Consider the following 17614-nt stretch of genomic DNA (forward strand, 5'->3'; position numbering starts at 1 on the left):
GTCAGTGAATTTTCATATCATTCGAGTGTCATTTCAGTGAACACATCACCGCCCTAGACTGCTTCTCGAACCTTAACGAGGAGTCTTGTATGAAACTCACCCCTATCCCGTTGCTGGCCGGCACCCTCGCCTCGGCCTTCTCTTTCAACACCTTCGCCGGTGACCTTGTCTCGGTGCAGTTCAGCGATGGCCGCCCCGCCGTGACCGGCATCGAAGCGGTCAACAACGCGCTCAACCCCATCGGCGTCAACGTGGTCACCGTCGACATCCCCGACGCCGCCAGGCCGCTGCTTGAAGCCTCCCACCGCCGCGCGTTGACCAAAGCGGAGCACGGCGCCCTGATTGCGGCCTTCAACCTGAGTCAGGGGGAACTGCTGGAGCAGGCCAGGCTCGCAGGGCGCGAGCCTGCGGTGCAAGGGGGCGGCGTCGCCACCGAGGAGACCGGCGTCGGCCCCTACCCCAAGGTCTATGACCTGATGGCGCTGGACGAGCGCACCCGCAGCGCCGTGCTCGGCAAATATGGCCGCATGCACGTCAACTCCGCCGAGGACGGCACCGACATCGACGAGGTGATGACGGTGGTCAGCGGCGGGCCGTTCCGCTGGGGCTTTACCCTCAAAGACGGCAGCATCGCCCGCTTCCAGATAGACAAGGTGGGCCTGGAGGACAAGGCCGTGCGCGTCAGCTATCACGGGCTCGGCATGCACGCCGGGTTGATGGATGCAAAACAGGGGCTGCTGGTGGCCTTCGCCCACGGGCCCAGGGCGTTCACCATGCGCTACCAGGCCGACGTGCCCCACGCCCAGTTGCTTGGCACCAACCCCTGGGCCGATGTCGGCATTACCCTGCCCCCCGCCCCCGGCAAGGTGCAGTAAGCCGGTGCGTGCCATCTGGCGGCGGGGCCCGGGCCCTGCCGCCTGCTTTTATGCCTGCCGTCACGGGCCGGGGCCCATCGCCTCTCTTTCGTCTGCGTCTCTGCCGGGCCCGCCACGCCCCGGAGGGCCATGATCCGGGCCGATCTGCCACGGGCAACTCTCTGTCTGGCGGGGGATGGGGGGTGGACACCCCGGGGAACCGCACTATTGTGATAAAAGTGCGCAATGATGGCGCCATCATTTACCAGTAGTGAATTAACGGGGGCAGGATGAACAAGATCACGGCGCTGAACGTCTTTCGCCGGGTGGTGGAAATGGGCACCTTCAGGGCGGCAGCGGACGACCTGCGCCTCTCCCAGGCGGCGGTCAGCAAGAACATCAACGAGCTGGAAGCCTTTCTCGGCATTGCGCTGATCAACCGCACCACCAGGCGGCTGAGCGTCACCGAAGCGGGCATGGCCTATTACGGCCAGATATGCGCCGTACTGGACAGCCTGGAGGCCGCCGACCAGTCCATCATGGCCGCCTCCTTCACCCCCAGGGGCAGGCTGAGGATCGGCATGCCCATGTCCTACGGGCTGATCCGCCTCAACCCCCTCGTCTGCAAATTCCAGCGCCGCTATCCGGAAATCGGCATCGAGGTGATCCTGAGCGACGCCTACATGGATCTGGTGGATCAGGGGCTGGACGTGGTGATCCGGGGGGCTGGCACCCTGGAGGACTCCACCCTGCGCGCCAAACCCCTGTGCGAGGTGCAGCGGGTGCTCTGCGCCGCCCCCGACTACCTGAAGGAGGCGGGCCAGCCTGCCCACCCGGCGGATCTCAAGGGCCACAACTGCCTGCGCTACAGCCTCTCCTCCTCCCCCAACAAGTGGTTCTTCACCCGGGACGCGGAGAGCGTGGCGGTGGAGCTGCCCCCCGCCAGCTTCTGCGCCAACAACGGCATCGCCCTGAAACAGGCGGCGGTGCAGGGGCTTGGGGTGATCCTGGTACCGGATGAATTCGTGTCGAACGAACTGGCAGACGGCACCCTGGTCAAACTGCTCCCCGACTGGCAACCCGACCCCCACGCCCTATTCGCCGTCTACCCCTTCCACAAGGAGCAGTCCCGCAACGTGCGGCTCTTTATCGAATTTCTCGTCAAAGCGTTTCAGTTGAGGTAAGCCCGATAGGCGGCTCAGCCAGACATGCGAGCAACAACCTGTAGGTTCGATTAGCGAAGCGTAATCGGACGTTCACCTAATCGGTCGATCCCCCTGGCTACCGTCCGTCGTCCAGGATGACGCCCCCTGCCTGTGTTGCCGATGTATCCGCAAATAGTCGCCTGCCAAGCTGGCGGATCAGCAGCAGCGGCGACAACAGGGTGAGCAGCAGCCAGTGGGTGTGAGGCAGGATAAAGGTCCAGATGATCTCGTGGGGCAGCCAGGTCGACGCGGTTGCCGTCATCAAGGCGATGTCATAGGTCTGCCACAACCAGAGCCCGGCAAAGAGCGGCAGCAACAGCGGCCGGGGCGTCAGCAAAAACAGAGGCCAGAAGAGTGTGCCCAGAAGGGCACCCAGCTTCAGCATGGGCAGAGCCAGCTCGGCAAAGGTATTTCCTTGATAGGAGCCGCCCCACACAAGGAATGCATTGTCTGACAGCGTTGGCCACCAGGAAGCGTACTGGAACAGGGTAAACGAGATCATAAACAGCAGGCTGGCCAGCAGCGCCAGCACCGTTTTTCGCAACAACCACAACCCCAACCGGTGCAGTGTCGGTATCCATGTAGACATCAATGACTCCCATCTGGTGACGGGGCAGTATGCCTTGGCTGGTTTCAGCGTCAAAGCGGTACGCCATGTCCGTTAATTGTTGAAATATTGAATCCCGTCACATCGGTACCAGTCTGAGCGATTGCGTGTCAGCAAGGCCCCATGCGAACCTTTATTTGCCTTTCTTCCAACCAAAACAGAATGCACCGGGCAGCCGCATCTCTTACAGGTCGGAGAACGACGCCACCCAGACTCTTAGTGCCGAGGCGGGCAAAAACTGCTGCGTTTGGCATGAGGTCGAAATGGATCTACTGATGGCCCGCTCCAAGCTGAGTCAGGTCAGTGAGGAGGAGGGCAAACAAGGGGTGATGGAGAGCAAGTTGGTTAAGTGATCCGATACGTTTATCTAACAAATGAGGCGTAGCCTCACCAGCTATGCCTCTGTCAGAAAGCTGTGTGTCCCAGACTCTCATTTTGTTGGCGTTAGATATAAAAAAGTAGATATAGTGAAGCTAATAAGAAATTGTCGCATATAAATAACGTATTGTTCCAGATATCATTTACTTATTAGGGAAGGCGATGAAATCAAATATTCTTGGAGATATTCGTGCAGAACACGATACAAAAATGTTAGAAGCTGCATTTTGGCCGACATCAGACTACAAAGCTTTATTAGAATCCAATGAACGCTGCATAATAGTTGGTCGCCGAGGGACAGGGAAGAGCGCTCTTGTACATATGTTATCGAAACATTGGCATCAAAAACCAAAAACTCACGTCATGAATATAGCTCCTGTAGAGGAGCATATTATTGGTTTTAGAGATACTATGAGAGAGTTTGGAGATAACTATTTACATGTGAAGGCTGGAAGTAAACTGGCATGGAGATATGCAATATGCATGGAAGTATTAGTTGAATTAACAAACCATTACAAATTAAAATCACATCTTGATATTAAATCTATTGAGCATCATATTTCATCTTGGGGAGCAAGAAAGAAGAATATAGCAAGTAAAATTAGAATTAAACTAAATTCTATTTTTGATAAAAAGAAAGGAAGTTCCTCTGAGGCAAAAATAGCTGATCTATCTGATGATTTTGAACTTGAGTTGTTAGAAGAGGTTATTTTAGATTGTTTAAGTCGAGTAGGATATCAAGTTGTAATATTTGCAGATAGACTTGATGAGGGGTACTCACCAGATCCCAGCGGGGTTGCAATTATCGATGGGTTCATTCAAGCAGTCTCGGATATTCGTCAGCGTTTAAATGGGAGAGTGTCTGCTTTTGCATTTGTGCGAGACAACATTTATAGAGCAATATCTAAAATGGACCCTGACTTCACAAGAAACATCGAGGGGCAGGCATTAAGGTTGCATTGGGATGAATACAATCTTTACAATATGGTTTGCAACAGGCTGCGTGTTGCATTTGATTTAAAAATCGAGAATAACACTCGTGTATGGAATGCCTGCACTGCAAATGAATTAAAAGCAAAAGAAGGGTTTAGATTAACCCTGAAGTTAACGTTATATAGGCCAAGGGACATTTTAGTACTATTAAATGATGCTTTTTTAAGAGCAAATTCACAAGATAGACGAGAGATCATACTTGAAGATATTGATGTTACAGCAAAAACCATATCAATAAATAGATTGAATGATTTACAAAAAGAGTATGAGGTGGTTTTTCCTGCCCTTGATGAATTTGTTTCTCAATTTAGTAATACTAGCCCTGAGCTGTCTTTTAGTAGTGTAGAATCGATTATTGAATTTACACTCCAAAGATCTGATGTGAAAGAGAAAAACAAACTTCAAGATATACTATTGTTTAGGAGTGTACCCGAGGTTATACAGCGGCTATATAGCATAGGTTTCCTTGGTCTTTACAATAAGCAGTCATCATCATATGTTTTTTGTCATGATGGTAAGGATCCTGATCGAGATTTTTCTATTGAATCAAAATTTTTAATACACCCATGTTATTGGTTGGCTCTTGGTGCTACACAATCACAGTTGCGTGCGGCTGAAGCAGAGGATATTCATGATGAATATGATATTGAAGTAAGCTCTGTTTCAGAAGAACAAAGAAAGCAGCAAATTGGAGCATTACTTCAAGAGCTATCTTCAATTCCTGAAGGTATAGCAGGAGCTCATGATTTTGAGCAATGGTGCTTAAAAACAATCAGGGTAATATTTGCAACCGACCTTGTTAATATTGAACTCCATTCCAACAAGAATGGTTTACAGCAGCGTGACATTGTAGCTACCAACTTAGGTGATACTGCTGTTTGGAAACGAGTGCTGTCTGATTATCAAACTAGGCAGGTTATATTTGAAATTAAAAACTATAATGAATTAGGTGCAAATGAATATAGACAGATCAGCTCTTACATGAGTAAAGAATACGGGCGACTGGCTTTTATTGTAAATAGAGATCACTCAAATAACCTAGAAAAAAACAAAGAATTGAATTGGGTGAAAGAGTTATATGACAGACATGACAAAATAGTAGTAAAATTATCTTCAAAATTTTTGGAAAAAAGTTTATCAAAAGCTCGCAGCCCACAGAAACATGATGCTGTAAACACGGAGTTAAATAAATTACTGGACATGTACATCCGAGTTTACTTAACAAATAAATGTAAATAAATATTGTTTGACATCCACCTACGCGGCAATAAACCAACCCGGATTAGAGATGACCCGGGTTGGTCGGGTAAAAACGTCAGAGCGCTGCCAATCTGGCGTAGGCCGTCACCAGCCACTTGGCACCGACCTCGTCGAACTGGATCTGCACCCGGCTCTGCTGGCCGACCCCTTCGAAGTTGAGCACGATCCCCTCCCCGAATTTCGGATGGAGCACCCGCTGGCCGAGCTTGATGCCGCTGGCGTCGAAGCTCTGCTGCACCTCGTTCTGGCTGAAGCGGCCGTACTGGGTGGGGCGGCTCACCTGGGTGCGCAGCCGGATCTCTTCGAGGCACTCGGCGGGCATCTCGCGGATAAAGCGGCTCGGCTTGTGGAACATCTCGCGGCCGTAGATGCGGCGGCTTTCCGCATAACAGATGTAGAGCTTCTCCATGGCGCGGGTCATGCCCACGTAACAGAGGCGGCGCTCTTCCTCCAGCCGCCCCGACTCCTCGGTGGATTGCTGGCTGGGGAACATGCCCTCTTCCACCCCGACCAGCAGCACCAGGGGATATTCCAGCCCCTTGGCGCTGTGCAAGGTCATCAGCTGCACCGCGTCGGCATATTCGTCCGCCTGATTCTCGCCGGACTCCAGCGCCGCGTGGGCGAGGAAGGCGGAGAGATCGCTCATGTCTTCCAGCTCATCCGGGCGCTGGTACTGGCGACAGGCGGTGACCAGTTCGTCCAGGTTCTCTACCCGCGCCTGGGATTTCTCGCCTTTTTCCGCCAGATACATCGCCTTGAGGCCGGAGTGCTGGATGGCGATGTCCGCCTGCTGGTGCAGTGGCAGCAGGGAGACCTGTTCCTCCAGCGCGTCGATGAGATGCACAAAGCCGCGCACCGCGTTGCCGGCGCGGCCGGTCAGCACCTTGTCATTGAGCAGTGCCTTGGCCGATTGCCACAGGTTCTGGCCCTGATCCCGGGCGTTATTGCGCAGGATCTCCAGGGTGCGATCGCCGATGCCGCGGGTCGGGGTGTTGACCACCCGCTCGAAGCTGGCGTCGTCGCCACGGTTGTTGATAAGGCGCAGGTAGGCCATGGCGTCTTTGATTTCCTGCCGCTCGAAGAAGCGCAGGCCGCCATAGATGCGATAGGGCATGGCGTCCTGCATCAGCGCCTCTTCCAGCACCCGTGACTGGGCGTTGGAGCGATAGAGGATGGCGCAGTCGGCGAGCAGACCCCCCTTCTCTTTCCAATCCTTGAGGCGGCCAACCACGAAGCGGGCCTCGTCCACCTCGTTGAAGGCGGCGTAGAGCGAAATCGGCTCCCCTTCGGCCCCTTCGGTCCACAGCTCCTTGCCAAGGCGCTCCGAGTTGTTGGCGATGACGCTGTTGGCGGCTTTGAGGATATTGGCGGTGGAGCGGTAGTTCTGCTCGAGGCGGATGGTCTGCGCCCCCTGATAGTCGGTCAGGAAGCGCTGGATGTTTTCAATCTTGGCGCCGCGCCAGCCGTAGATGGACTGGTCATCGTCGCCGACGATCATCACCTTGCCGGTGTCGCCGGCCAGCATGCGCAGCCAGGCGTACTGGATGCCGTTGGTATCCTGGAACTCGTCCACCAGGATGTTCTGGAAGCGGTCGCGGTAGTGCTCGAGGATGTGGGGCTTGCCCAGCCACAGCTCGTGGGCGCGCAGCAGGAGCTCGGCAAAGTCCACCAGCCCGGAGCGATCGCAGGTCTCCTGATAGGTCTTGTAGATCTGCTGATAGGTGCGGGTGACGGGATCGCCGTAGAGGTCGATGTCGCCGGGGCGCAAGCCCTCATCCTTCTTGCCGTTGATGTAGCCCATCACGGCGCGCGGGGCCCAGTGCTTCTCGTCGAGGTTGAGCGCCTTGAGCACCCGGCGAATGAGGCGGTACTGGTCGTCGGAGTCGAGGATCTGGAAATCCTGCGGCAAGCCCGCATCCAGATGGTGGGCCCGCAGCAGGCGGTGGGCGATACCGTGGAAGGTGCCGATCCACATGCCGCGCACGCCGTCGCCGATCACCTTCTCGACCCGGCCGCGCATCTCGGCCGCCGCCTTGTTGGTAAAGGTGACCGCGATGATGGAGAAGGGTGAACAGCGTTCCACCTGCATCAGCCAGGCGATACGGTGCACCAGCACCCGGGTCTTGCCCGAACCGGCACCGGCCAGCACCAGCAGGTTGCAACGGGGGGCCGCCACCGCGTCTCTTTGCTTGTCATTGAGCCCGTCGAGCAGGGTTGAAACGTCCATCACCACTCCTGTTTATTTATACAGGCGGGGATTATACGGCCTGAGCCGCCAGAGACCAACCGGCAGGATCAACGAAGGGGGCGGTGATAGTCCCGGTATTGGCCCAGTACCTCACCGGAAAAGCTGAGCAACCGGGCGCGGGGGGCATCCAGCACCTGCTGGACGGGATCAAATCGCAGTGAAGCGGCCAGCATGCGGCCCTCAGGCAGGGTCACTTCCGTGTTCCCCATCACCAGCATGCCGTCCTGATAATGCCCATGCTCGAAGCGCACGATGACGTCATTCACCATCAAGGTGCCCTGCTTGAGCTGCAGTGATGCTCGTTGCATCTCTCGCAACGCAAACAGACTGGACAATGACGGACGCCCGCTGGGCATCCGCTGCAAGTATTCGTGGGTGGTCAATTGATATTGCAACTGACCCTGACGATCGAAGACACGCTCCCGATAATCGGTGTAGCGCGTCAGCATGCCGGCAGCCTGTGCCACCGGCATCCACAACAGGAGCGCCCCCGTCAGGAGCGCTCCCACTGGTTTACAGCTGATCGGCACAGCTGACCTTGTTGTCATCCAGGTCGGTACAGGAGACGAATACCTTGTCAAAGGTCGACCCGGCCACCGGCGTCATCTGGGTTGACCAGTCATAACCCACCCCCTTGGCATAGATGGCGGTGTGGCTCTCCTGATCTTCCTGCATCCAGCCGATGTACTTCAGTGCGCCGCGATCGCTCTGGGCAAGTGCCTTGAACTCGTCGCTCGTGATGAGACACATGGGCTCTCCCATGGCCTTGGACAGCTCGGCATCCCGCGCCCCCACGGCGCCATCACAGCCGCCGGTCACCTTGATGGTCATGTCACTGCGATCCAGCATCTCATCGAAGAACGGCAGCACATTGATGTTGTACTTCACCCCCACCTCTTGAGGCTGCCAGCCCATGCCGGTATTGACGTATCGGGTCTCGACGCTTTCCCACTGGATAGTGGGCACAGTGCCTGCAAAGTGGTTCGCCAGCTCCTTGAGAGTCGCGGCATTGGCCTCGATCTCATCCTGGGTCAACGATTCGTCCAGCTTGCTCTGATCGATGGTCAGAGCGAGGCTCACCGCATCCTTCAACTGCGACTTGGCCTTGGCCAACCGTGCCTTGGCATCGTCGGTCAAACGGAAGAAATCGGCGTGCGCCACCAGCGCATCCGGCTCGATTTCCTGCTGACTGAACTGGGTCTCGAAGGTGCTGCTGCTCTCTTCATAGGTGGTGGTCGGCTGCATGCCCCAGGTGTCCTTGATGTGCATACGCGGCAAGGTCACTTCTTCCTGCTGGGTGACATAGGCGCTGTCCGGACCGTACTGGTAGGAGGCGGCGATGTTGAGGGCCGATGCCATCGCCATCGCAGACGCCCGCAGTGCCTTGGCACCGTCGAGGTTGAGGGTGACGGTATCGTCATCGCCATAGGTGGCGCTGTAATCCGGATCCTGGATATCGGCCAGGGCAGCCGCGACGTTTTCCAGGCTGTCGGCATAGGCGCCCATCAGCTTGGCCACGTCACGGGTATATCCCTTGCCACCTTTGAGCGCCACGGAGGCGGTGCCGGGGGTGTGGATGATGACATCCATCACCTTGGCCAGGCTGGTGCTGTAACCACTGCCAATGGCGGACGAGGTGAAGCCCAGGCGTTCAGCCACCACGGGGTTGTTGGTCACCTCCAGCATGGTCAGCATGGCCAGCACGATCTGGCGATCGGCCTTGCCGCTCTCACCGGTCTCGGCCTGCAGGGTCTCCTTGTACTCCTTGAACTTGCTCTCGACGTCCAGGTTTTTCAGATCGGTCAGTCCCTGCAGATCGCTCAGCACCTTGTCGACCGCCACGGAGCGGCCATTGACGCCAGCCAGGGTGGCGGAGAGGTGGGCTTTCGCCGCAGCCAGAGAGACGACGGCCTTGGTGAGGCCCGCTGTTTTCAGCGCCTCGACCAGGGAGGTGTTGAAGGCGTCATCGCTACCCAGTTCGACGATCCCCAGTTGCGCGACCTGCGCCTTGTCGAGGGTGATGCCGTTCTCCGGATTGCTGTCGCTGTCGAGCGTCTGCAGCAATGCCGCAATGCGGATCGCTTTCTCCTTGTCGTCACCCGCCAGGGTGTAAGGGGTCACCAGCGAGTTGCCCGCCTTGAGGGTCACCGCCCCCAGGCGTTGGTTGCCCAATGCGAATTCGCAGGTGTCGCCATCATCAAACAGGAATTCACCCTTGGCATTGGTGACACCGGTGTAATCGTTGCACCGATAGTCGAGGCCACCCACGACGGAATCCAGGAAGACGGCAGTGTGAAGAGGCTTGCTGCCGGTGTCGGTGCCACCGCCATTGTTGCCACCATTGCTGCCGCCACCGTTATCGTCACCACCGCCCCCGCAAGCGGTCAACATGACACCGGACAACACACAAGCCACTGCCATACTCAGCACGTTTTTTTTCATTTTTATCACCCGAACAAATGTCAAAAATACGGCCCCATCCCGGGGGCCAAGTTAATCCGGGTATAACCTAGCGTACCCATATGACAAACACCAATGCATTTCCATATGAGTGTGCTTGCCATCACGCAGGCCCCGAGCGAGCAGGAAAAACGGCCACAGACGACGGCCCTGGGAGGGGAAATAGCCACCCATCGTGGGCTGTCACACCCGGGGCGGACCTCCTGGCGATCAGCCAGCCCGCCCGCCAACGTGGCGTCGATGAGGCCGCAGGGCTGGTGCCGATAGAAGCCAGTTTTTTCATCAGGGGAGGAAAACGGTTGCGCCTAACGTCATGAATCCAAACACAAATGTCGATCGAGCCCTATTAATCCCGGAATTTAATTCTGCAAAAACACCATAAAACAAACACTTATAAGGCAATTTGCTTATATTTCAAACCGTTAACGCAAACGTTTTTCCTCTATGATCCCCTTGACCAACGGGCTGGCTCACTTACAGTTAGCCAGCGTGCTTTATGACCTGCCAAGACAGGTTGTGGACCCTCACATAACAATCAAGGATACGATCGTGACTAAAGTGCTCAAGCTGGCCACCGTGGCCGCCCTCACCCTCGCTGCCCTGTCCGCCCAGGCAGCCTCCGAGCCCGCCGTCATCTATGACACCGCAGGCAAATTCGACAAGTCCTTCAACGAAGCCGTGTTCCGCAACGGCGTCGAAGTCTACAACAAGGACAAAGGCGTCAAGGTCAAGGAGTTCGAACCCCAGAACGAAGCCCAGCGCGAGCAGGGCCTGCGTCGTCTGGCCAGCCGTGGCAACGGCCCCATCGTCGCCGTCGGCTTCAACATGGGTTCCGCGGTAGAGAAAGTCGCCACCGAGTTCCCGAACACCCAGTTCACCATCATCGACATGGTGGTCGACAAGCCGAACGTCCAGTCCCTCATCTTCAAGGAGCATGAAGGTTCCTTCCTGGTGGGTGCCCTGGCGGCCATCGCCTCCAAGACCGGCAAGGTCGGCTTCGTGGGCGGCATGGACATCCCGCTGATCCGCAAGTTCCAGTGCGGCTATGAGCAAGGCGCCAAGTACATCAATCCGAAGATCGACGTCTATCAGAACATGACCGGCTCCACCCCGGCAGCCTTCGCCGACCCGGCCAAGGGTGCAGAACTGGCCAAGTCCCAGTTCGCCAAGGGCGCCGATGTGGTCTATGCCGCCGCCGGTGGCACCGGTATCGGTGTCTATCAGGCTGCCAAGGACGAAGGCAAGCTGGCCATCGGTGTGGATTCCAACCAGAACCACCTGCAACCGGGCACCATGCTGACCTCCATGGTCAAGTCCGTGGGTCTGGCCGCGTACAAGAGCTGGGATGACGCCGCCAAGGGCAGCTGGAAGCCGGGCATCCAGTCCCTGGGTCTGGCCGAAGGCGGGGTTGACTGGGCGCTGGACGAGAACAACGCCAAGCTGATCACCCCGGAAATGAAAGCCAAGGTCGAGAGCATCAAGGCCGACATCATCGCCGGCAAAATCAAGGTGCACGACTACATGAGCGACAACTCCTGTAAGTACTGATCCTGCAAATACCGAGTCACTGCTACGACTCTCAACCAGTGATGACCGGCCCGCACGGGCCGGTTTTTAGTCTCTACTTCATGACCCGCAAGGACTGCATCATGGACCAGACAGATCGCTATGCCATCGAATTAAGGGGTATCGATAAGCGGTTCGGCGACGTGTACGCCAACAAGCAGATCGACCTTCAGGTTCGTAAAGGCAGCATTCACGGCATCGTCGGCGAAAATGGCGCCGGCAAGTCGACCCTGATGAGCATCATTTACGGTTTCTACCACGCCGACAGAGGCGAGATGCTGATCGACGGGAATCCGTTCAAACCCCATGGCTCCCAAGATGCGATTGCCGCCGGGGTGGGCATGGTGCACCAGCACTTCATGCTGGTGAACAACTTTACCGTATTGGAAAACGTCATCCTGGGGGCCGAGAACGGCTGGCGCCTGGGCAAGAGCCTGGCGGCCGCCGAGAAGCTGCTGGGCGAGCTGGCACGGGACTATGGTCTCGAGGTGCCGCTGCACGAGAAGGTCGAGGATCTGCCGGTGGGCCTGCAACAACGGGTCGAGATCCTCAAGGCGCTCTATCGCGGTGCCCGCATCCTGATCCTCGACGAGCCCACCGGGGTGCTGACCCCGCAAGAGGCGGATCACCTGTTCGAGGTGCTGAAAAAGCTGCGGGATCAGGGGGCGACCGTCATCCTCATCACCCACAAGCTGCGGGAGATCCTGGCCATCACGGATCAGGTCTCCATCATGCGCCGGGGGGAGATGGTGGCCCATGTCGCCACCAAAGACACCGACAAGGAGCAGCTCGCCGAGCTGATGGTGGGCCGCAAGGTGCGCCTCAAGGTCGACAAGGGCACCGCCCAGCCGGGCGAGGCCAAGCTCAAGGTCGAGGGCCTCTCTTACGTCGATGACGCCGGGGTGGAACGGGTCAAATCCGTCAGCTTCGAGGTGCGGGCGGGGGAAGTGGTCGGCATCGCCGGGGTCTCCGGCAACGGCCAGTCCGAGCTGCTCAGCATGCTCGGCGGCATCCTCAAGCCCAGCAAGGGCGGCTTCACCATCGCCGGGGCGCAGCGCCACGAGGTGAGCCAGAGCCACCCGGCCGATCCGGAGCAGGTGCGCAACTTCGGCCTCGGCCACATCCCGGAAGACAGGCACAAGATGGGGCTCATCAACCGCTTCGAGGCGAAAGAGGCCTTCATCCTCGGCTATCACCGCCGTGCCCAGTACAACAAGGGCTGGCTGCAGGACAAGGAGGCGATCCGCCAGGATTGCCAGGCCAAGATGGACAAGTGGGACGTGCGCCCGCCGAGCCCGGAGCACAAGACCGCCAACTTCTCCGGCGGCAACCAGCAGAAGCTGGTGATCGCCCGGGAAGTGGAGCAGGACCCGGATGTGCTGCTGGTCGGCCAGCCGACCCGGGGCGTCGACATCGGCGCCATCGAGTACATCCACCAGCAGATCATCGCCATGCGCGACAAGGGCAAGGCGGTGCTGCTGGTGTCGGTGGAGCTGGACGAGATCATGAGCCTCTCCGACCGCATTCTGGTCATCGCCGATGGCCGCATCGTCGGCGAGCTGGACGGCGCTAGGGCGGATGAACGCACCATCGGCCTGATGATGGCGAACATAGTCCCCGACGACGTGGCGGCAAGCCAATCACAAGGGGCCACATCATGAAGGTCACAACCACTTGTAACGGATTCGGCCTGATGATGGTCAACACACCAGTCCCCGACGATATCAAGGAGGCCCATTCATGAGCCAAGCACGTGTTCCTGCCTGGATATCCGTGGGCGTGCTGCCCGCAGTCAATATCCTGCTGGCCTTCCTGGTGTCGGCCATCCTGTTCTATTACCTCGACATCAGCCCCATCGAGGCAGCCGAAATCATGTGGTACGGCGCCTTCGGCACCGGCGAGGGGATAGGCTTCACCCTCTATTACGCCACCGGTTTCATCTTCACCGGTCTGGCGGTGGCGGTGGCCTTCCACGCCGGCCTGTTCAACATCGGCGGTGAAGGGCAGGCCTATATCGGCGGCCTCGGGGTCGGTCTGGTCTGTCTGCTGCTCGGGGACGTACTGCCGTTCGCCCTGCTGCTGCCGCTGGCCATCATCGCAGGCGGCCTGTTCGGCGCGGCCTGGGCCTTCATCCCGGCCTGGCTGCAAGCCAAGCGGGGCAGCCACATCGTCATCACCACCATCATGTTCAACTTCATCGCCGCCTCCCTGATGGCCTACCTGCTGGTAGACGTCTTCAAGCCGCCAGGATCCATGGCCACCGAGAGCAAGGTGTTCGCCGTGGCGAGCTGGCTGCCGAAGATGAGCGAGCTGGCGGCCGGTTTCGGCATCGCCATGCCCAACAGCCCCCTCAACATCAGCTTCTTCTGGGCGCTGATCTGTGCGGCCCTGGTGTGGGTCTTCATCTGGCATACCCGCTGGGGCTACGAGATCCGCTCCGTGGGCGCAAGCCAGAGTGCCTCCGCCTATGCGGGCATCTCCTACCCCAAGGTGGTGATCCTGGCCATGGTGATCTCCGGCATGCTGGCGGGCTTCTTCGCCCTCAACGTGCTGCAGGGTGAGCTGCACCAGATCAAGCTCAACTTCGTGGAAGGCTTCGGCTTCACCGGCATCGCGGTGGCCCTGATGGGCCGCAACCACCCGGTCGGCGTCATCATCGCCAGCCTGCTGTTCGGCTTCCTCTATCAGGGTGGCGCCGAGCTCAGCTTCGAGTTCGGGGTGGACCGCAACATCGTCGTGGTGCTGCAGGGTCTGGTGATCCTGTTCTGTGGCGCCCTGGAGCACATGCTGCGCCCGCGCATCGAGCAGGCCTATCTGACCTTTGCCAACCGCCCGGCCGCCCAAGTGAAAGGAGCCTGATCATGTTCGAAATGCTGATCCTGATGCTGGATGCCACCATACGTACCGCTCCGCCGCTCATTCTTGCCGCTATGGCCGGGATGTTTTGTGAACGCTCCGGGGTAGTCAACATCGCCCTGGAGGGCAAGCTGCTAGCCTCCGCCTTCGCCAGTGCGGCGGCCGCCGCCGTCACCGGTTCCGCCTGGATTGGGCTGGGGGTCGGGGTGGGGATCTCCATCCTGTTCGCCCTGCTGCACGGCTTCGCCACCATCACCCACCGGGGTGATCAGGTGGTGAGCGGCATGGCCATCAACATCCTGGCGGCCGGTCTCACCGTGACCCTGGGGCGCTACTGGTTCGATCAGGGGGGCCAGACCCCGGCGCTCTCCGGTGCGGCGCGCTTCGCCCCCATCGACCTGCCCTATGCCAAGGAGCTCTATGACGTACCCGTCATCGGCCAGCTCTACAGCGAGCTCTTGAGCGGTCACTCCCTGCTGGAGTACGTGGCCTTCGCCGCCGTGCCCCTGGCCTGGTGGGTGCTGTTCCGCACCCGCTTCGGCCTGCGGCTGCGGGCGGTGGGCGAAGCCCCGGCGGCGGTCGACACCGCAGGCATCTCCGTGGTGCGCATGCGTTACACCGCCCTCATCATCGGCGGCCTGCTGGCGGGGATCGGGGGCACCTATCTGGCGGTGGCCCAGACCGCCCAGTTCATCCCCAACATGAGCGCGGGCAAGGGCTTCATGGCGCTGGCGGCCCTGGTGTTCGGCAAGTGGCGCCCCTGGAACGCCATGGCGGCCTGTCTGCTGTTCGGCTTCCTCGACGCGGTCGCCATCCGGCTGCAAGGGGTCAGCATCGGCGATTTCCCGATCCCGGTGCAGGCCATCGAGGCGCTGCCCTACATCCTGACGGTCTTCCTGCTGGCCGGTTTCATCGGCAAGGCGGTGGCCCCCAAGGCCCTCGGCACCCCCTACGTCAAGGAGCGGGAATAGCCCCGCCCTTCATGCCATGCAAAAGGCCCGCACATGCGGGCCTTTTCTGTTTCGGGCGACGGCTCAACCGATGGGCCGCACCAGGGCGGGTTGATGGGGATCACTGAGGCGCTCGGCCAGATAGTCCACCAGCAGCCGCACCTTGGGGGAGAGGTGGCGGTTGTGGGGATAGAGGGCCCAGATCCCCTCCTCGGGGGCCCGCAGCTCCGGCAGCAGCTCGATGAGCTCCCCCCGGGCGAGGTGGTCGCTCACGTAGTAGTCCGGCAGCTGGATGATGCCGATCCCCTTGATGGCCGCATCCAGCAGGGCGTGGCCGCTGTTGCACTGCAGCAGACCGCGTACCCGCACGCTGTGGGGTTTACCGTTCAGGGTGAAGTGCCACTCGTCCCCGTTGCCCACCAGGCAGGTGTGACGGGCCAGCTCCGAGAGACTGTTGGGCATGCCGTGGCGGGCGGTGTAGGCAGGGGAGGCGCACACATAGGGAACCCGCTGCGCCAGCTTGCGGGCCACCAGGGTCGAATCCTTGAGGTGGCCGAGGCGGATCGCCAGATCGAACCCCTCGTGCACCAGATCCAGCAACTGGTTGGTGAGGTTGAGGGTCACCTCCAGCTGGGGGAAGCGCACCATGAAGTCGTTCACCAGGGGGGCGATGCGGCTCTCGCCGTAGGAGACCGGGGCCGTGATGCGCAAGGAGCCCTGGGGCACCGCCTGATGGCGTCCCACCGCCAGCTCCGCCTCGTAGAGGTTGTCCAGCAACTGGCGGCAGTGACGAAAATAGATCTCCCCGAGTTCGGTGAGTCGCACCTGGCGGGTGGTGCGCAGCAGCAGCTTAGCCTGCAGCCTGTCTTCGAGCTGCGCCACCTGGCGGCTCACCTGGGCCACCGACACCCCGAGCTTGCGCGCGGCCGGGGTAAAGCCCCCCTGCTCCGCCACGCTGACAAATTCACAGACCCCTTCCCAGCCGAACATTATTACCTGTGTGTAAAAGTGATTTGATACTTAGCGTTATTATCACCAAATCGGCGGGAAACTACACTGGATCTCCGAACTCATTTCCGTTCATCCAACCACTACGAGGACGTCATTCATGGCACAGGTTCAGAGCATCAAGTGTAAAGCCGCCATCGCCTGGGGACCGGGTCAGCCCCTCTCCATCGAAGAGGTCGAGGTCATGCCGCCCCAGGCCGGCGAGGTGCGGGTGCGGATCGTCGCCACCGGCGTCTGCCACACCGATGCCTTCACCCTCTCCGGTGAAGATCCGGAAGGGGTCTTCCCCTGCATTCTGGGTCATGAAGGGGGCGGTATCGTCGAGTCCGTCGGCGAGGGCGTCACCAGCGTCAAGGTCGGCGATCACGTGATCCCGCTCTACACCCCCGAGTGCGGCGAGTGCAAGTTCTGCAAATCCGGCAAGACCAACTTGTGCCAGAAGATCCGCGCCACCCAGGGCAAGGGGCTGATGCCGGACGGCACCACCCGCTTCTCCAAGGACGGCCAGCCCATCTACCACTACATGGGCACCTCCACCTTCAGCGAATACACGGTACTGCCCGAAATCTCCATCGCCAAGGTGGATCCGGCCGCCCCGCTGGAAGAGGTCTGCCTGCTGGGCTGCGGCGTCACCACCGGCATCGGCGCCGTGATGAACACCGCCAAGGTGAAAGAGGGTGAGAGCGTCGCCATCTTCGGGCTGGGGGGCATCGGCCTCTCCGCCATCATAGGCGCGCGCCTGGCCAAGGCCGGCCGCATCATCGCCATCGACATCAACGAGAGCAAATTCGAGCTGGCACGCAAGCTGGGCGCCACCGACTGCATCAACCCGAACACGTTCGACAAGCCCATTCAGGAGGTGATCGTCGAGATGACCGACGGTGGCGTCGACTTCTCCTTCGAGTGCATCGGCAACGTCAAGGTGATGCGCGCGGCGCTGGAGTGCTGCCACAAGGGCTGGGGCGAATCCGTCATCATCGGCGTGGCCGGTGCGGGCCAGGAGATCAGCACCCGCCCGTTCCAGCTGGTCACCGGCCGGGTGTGGCGCGGCAGCGCCTTCGGGGGCGTGCGCGGTCGCAGCGAGCTGCCGAGCTATGTGCAGCGCTACATGCAGGGTGAGTTCAAGCTGGACGACTTCATCACCCACACCATGCCCCTCGAGCAGATCAACGAAGCGTTCGATCTGATGCACGAAGGCAAGAGCATCCGCACCGTCATCCACTACTGAT

13 protein-coding genes and 1 pseudogene are annotated in these 17614 nt (G+C 59.1%); 9 read left to right on the forward strand and 5 right to left on the reverse strand.

The window, feature by feature from the left end:
• The first annotated feature begins 89 nt into the window (after nt 1-89).
• Complete coding sequence (locus AB5Y93_RS14375) at nt 90-875, forward strand: hypothetical protein (protein WP_368229678.1); 786 nt, start codon at nt 90-92, stop codon at nt 873-875.
• A gap of 269 nt (nt 876-1144) precedes the next feature.
• Nucleotides 1145-2038 (forward strand): LysR family transcriptional regulator, encoded by an 894-nt coding sequence (locus AB5Y93_RS14380; protein WP_368229679.1) that lies wholly within the window; start codon nt 1145-1147, stop codon nt 2036-2038.
• Between the two features lie 97 nt (nt 2039-2135).
• Here the strand turns inward: AB5Y93_RS14380 and AB5Y93_RS14385 are convergent, their stop codons facing one another.
• Nucleotides 2136-2648 carry a hypothetical protein gene (locus tag AB5Y93_RS14385; protein ID WP_368229681.1) on the reverse strand — a complete coding sequence of 171 codons (513 nt, stop codon included), beginning with the start codon at nt 2646-2648 and terminating at the stop codon, nt 2136-2138.
• Nucleotides 2649-2821: 173 nt separating this feature from the next.
• Here AB5Y93_RS14385 and AB5Y93_RS14390 point away from each other — a divergent pair.
• Nucleotides 2822-3019 (forward strand): annotated as a pseudogene (locus AB5Y93_RS14390) (hypothetical protein); the annotation flags it as partial.
• A gap of 187 nt (nt 3020-3206) precedes the next feature.
• Nucleotides 3207-5276, forward strand: a complete 2070-nt coding sequence (locus AB5Y93_RS14395) for a hypothetical protein (RefSeq protein ID WP_368229683.1) — start codon at nt 3207-3209, stop codon at nt 5274-5276.
• A 76-nt stretch (nt 5277-5352) separates the two neighbouring features.
• Here AB5Y93_RS14395 and uvrD read toward each other — a convergent pair whose 3' ends face one another.
• The 3 genes from uvrD to AB5Y93_RS14410 all read right to left on the reverse strand — a co-directional run bounded on the left by uvrD (nt 5353) and on the right by AB5Y93_RS14410 (nt 9966).
• Nucleotides 5353-7524 (reverse strand): DNA helicase II, encoded by a 2172-nt coding sequence (gene uvrD / locus AB5Y93_RS14400; protein ID WP_368229684.1) that lies wholly within the window; start codon nt 7522-7524, stop codon nt 5353-5355.
• Nucleotides 7525-7592: 68 nt separating this feature from the next.
• Complete coding sequence (locus tag AB5Y93_RS14405) at nt 7593-8054, reverse strand: hypothetical protein (RefSeq protein ID WP_124244684.1); 462 nt, start codon at nt 8052-8054, stop codon at nt 7593-7595.
• 4 nt (nt 8055-8058) lie between these two features.
• Nucleotides 8059-9966, reverse strand: coding sequence for a hypothetical protein (locus AB5Y93_RS14410; protein ID WP_128297287.1), 1908 nt, complete (start codon nt 9964-9966; stop codon nt 8059-8061).
• Between the two features lie 588 nt (nt 9967-10554).
• Between AB5Y93_RS14410 and AB5Y93_RS14415 the strand changes: the two genes are divergently transcribed.
• The 4 genes from AB5Y93_RS14415 to AB5Y93_RS14430 all read left to right on the forward strand — a co-directional run bounded on the left by AB5Y93_RS14415 (nt 10555) and on the right by AB5Y93_RS14430 (nt 15398).
• Entirely contained in the window at nt 10555-11553 is a 999-nt protein-coding gene (locus AB5Y93_RS14415) for a BMP family protein (RefSeq protein ID WP_041212138.1), read from the forward strand.
• Between the two features lie 101 nt (nt 11554-11654).
• The gene (locus AB5Y93_RS14420) at nt 11655-13232 is read left to right on the forward strand and encodes an ABC transporter ATP-binding protein (protein ID WP_039039558.1); all 1578 of its coding nucleotides are present in this window, start codon (nt 11655-11657) and stop codon (nt 13230-13232) included.
• Nucleotides 13233-13311: 79 nt separating this feature from the next.
• The gene (locus tag AB5Y93_RS14425; RefSeq protein ID WP_042864622.1) at nt 13312-14430 is read left to right on the forward strand and encodes an ABC transporter permease; all 1119 of its coding nucleotides are present in this window, start codon (nt 13312-13314) and stop codon (nt 14428-14430) included.
• Nucleotides 14431-14432: 2 nt separating this feature from the next.
• Nucleotides 14433-15398: an ABC transporter permease gene (locus AB5Y93_RS14430; protein WP_010672471.1), complete on the forward strand. Its 966-nt coding sequence runs from the start codon at nt 14433-14435 to the stop codon at nt 15396-15398.
• 63 nt (nt 15399-15461) lie between these two features.
• On the opposite strand, the gene AB5Y93_RS14435 is transcribed toward AB5Y93_RS14430, so the two are convergent.
• Nucleotides 15462-16367 carry a LysR substrate-binding domain-containing protein gene (locus tag AB5Y93_RS14435; RefSeq protein WP_039039541.1) on the reverse strand — a complete coding sequence of 302 codons (906 nt, stop codon included), beginning with the start codon at nt 16365-16367 and terminating at the stop codon, nt 15462-15464.
• A 118-nt stretch (nt 16368-16485) separates the two neighbouring features.
• Here AB5Y93_RS14435 and AB5Y93_RS14440 point away from each other — a divergent pair, with 118 nt between their 5' ends.
• Entirely contained in the window at nt 16486-17613 is a 1128-nt protein-coding gene (locus AB5Y93_RS14440) for an S-(hydroxymethyl)glutathione dehydrogenase/class III alcohol dehydrogenase (protein WP_010672469.1), read from the forward strand.
• Nucleotide 17614 lies beyond the last annotated feature (1 nt).

This window comes from Aeromonas sp. R10-1 (assembly GCF_040908465.1).
GTDB classification, from domain to species: domain Bacteria; phylum Pseudomonadota; class Gammaproteobacteria; order Enterobacterales; family Aeromonadaceae; genus Aeromonas; species Aeromonas caviae.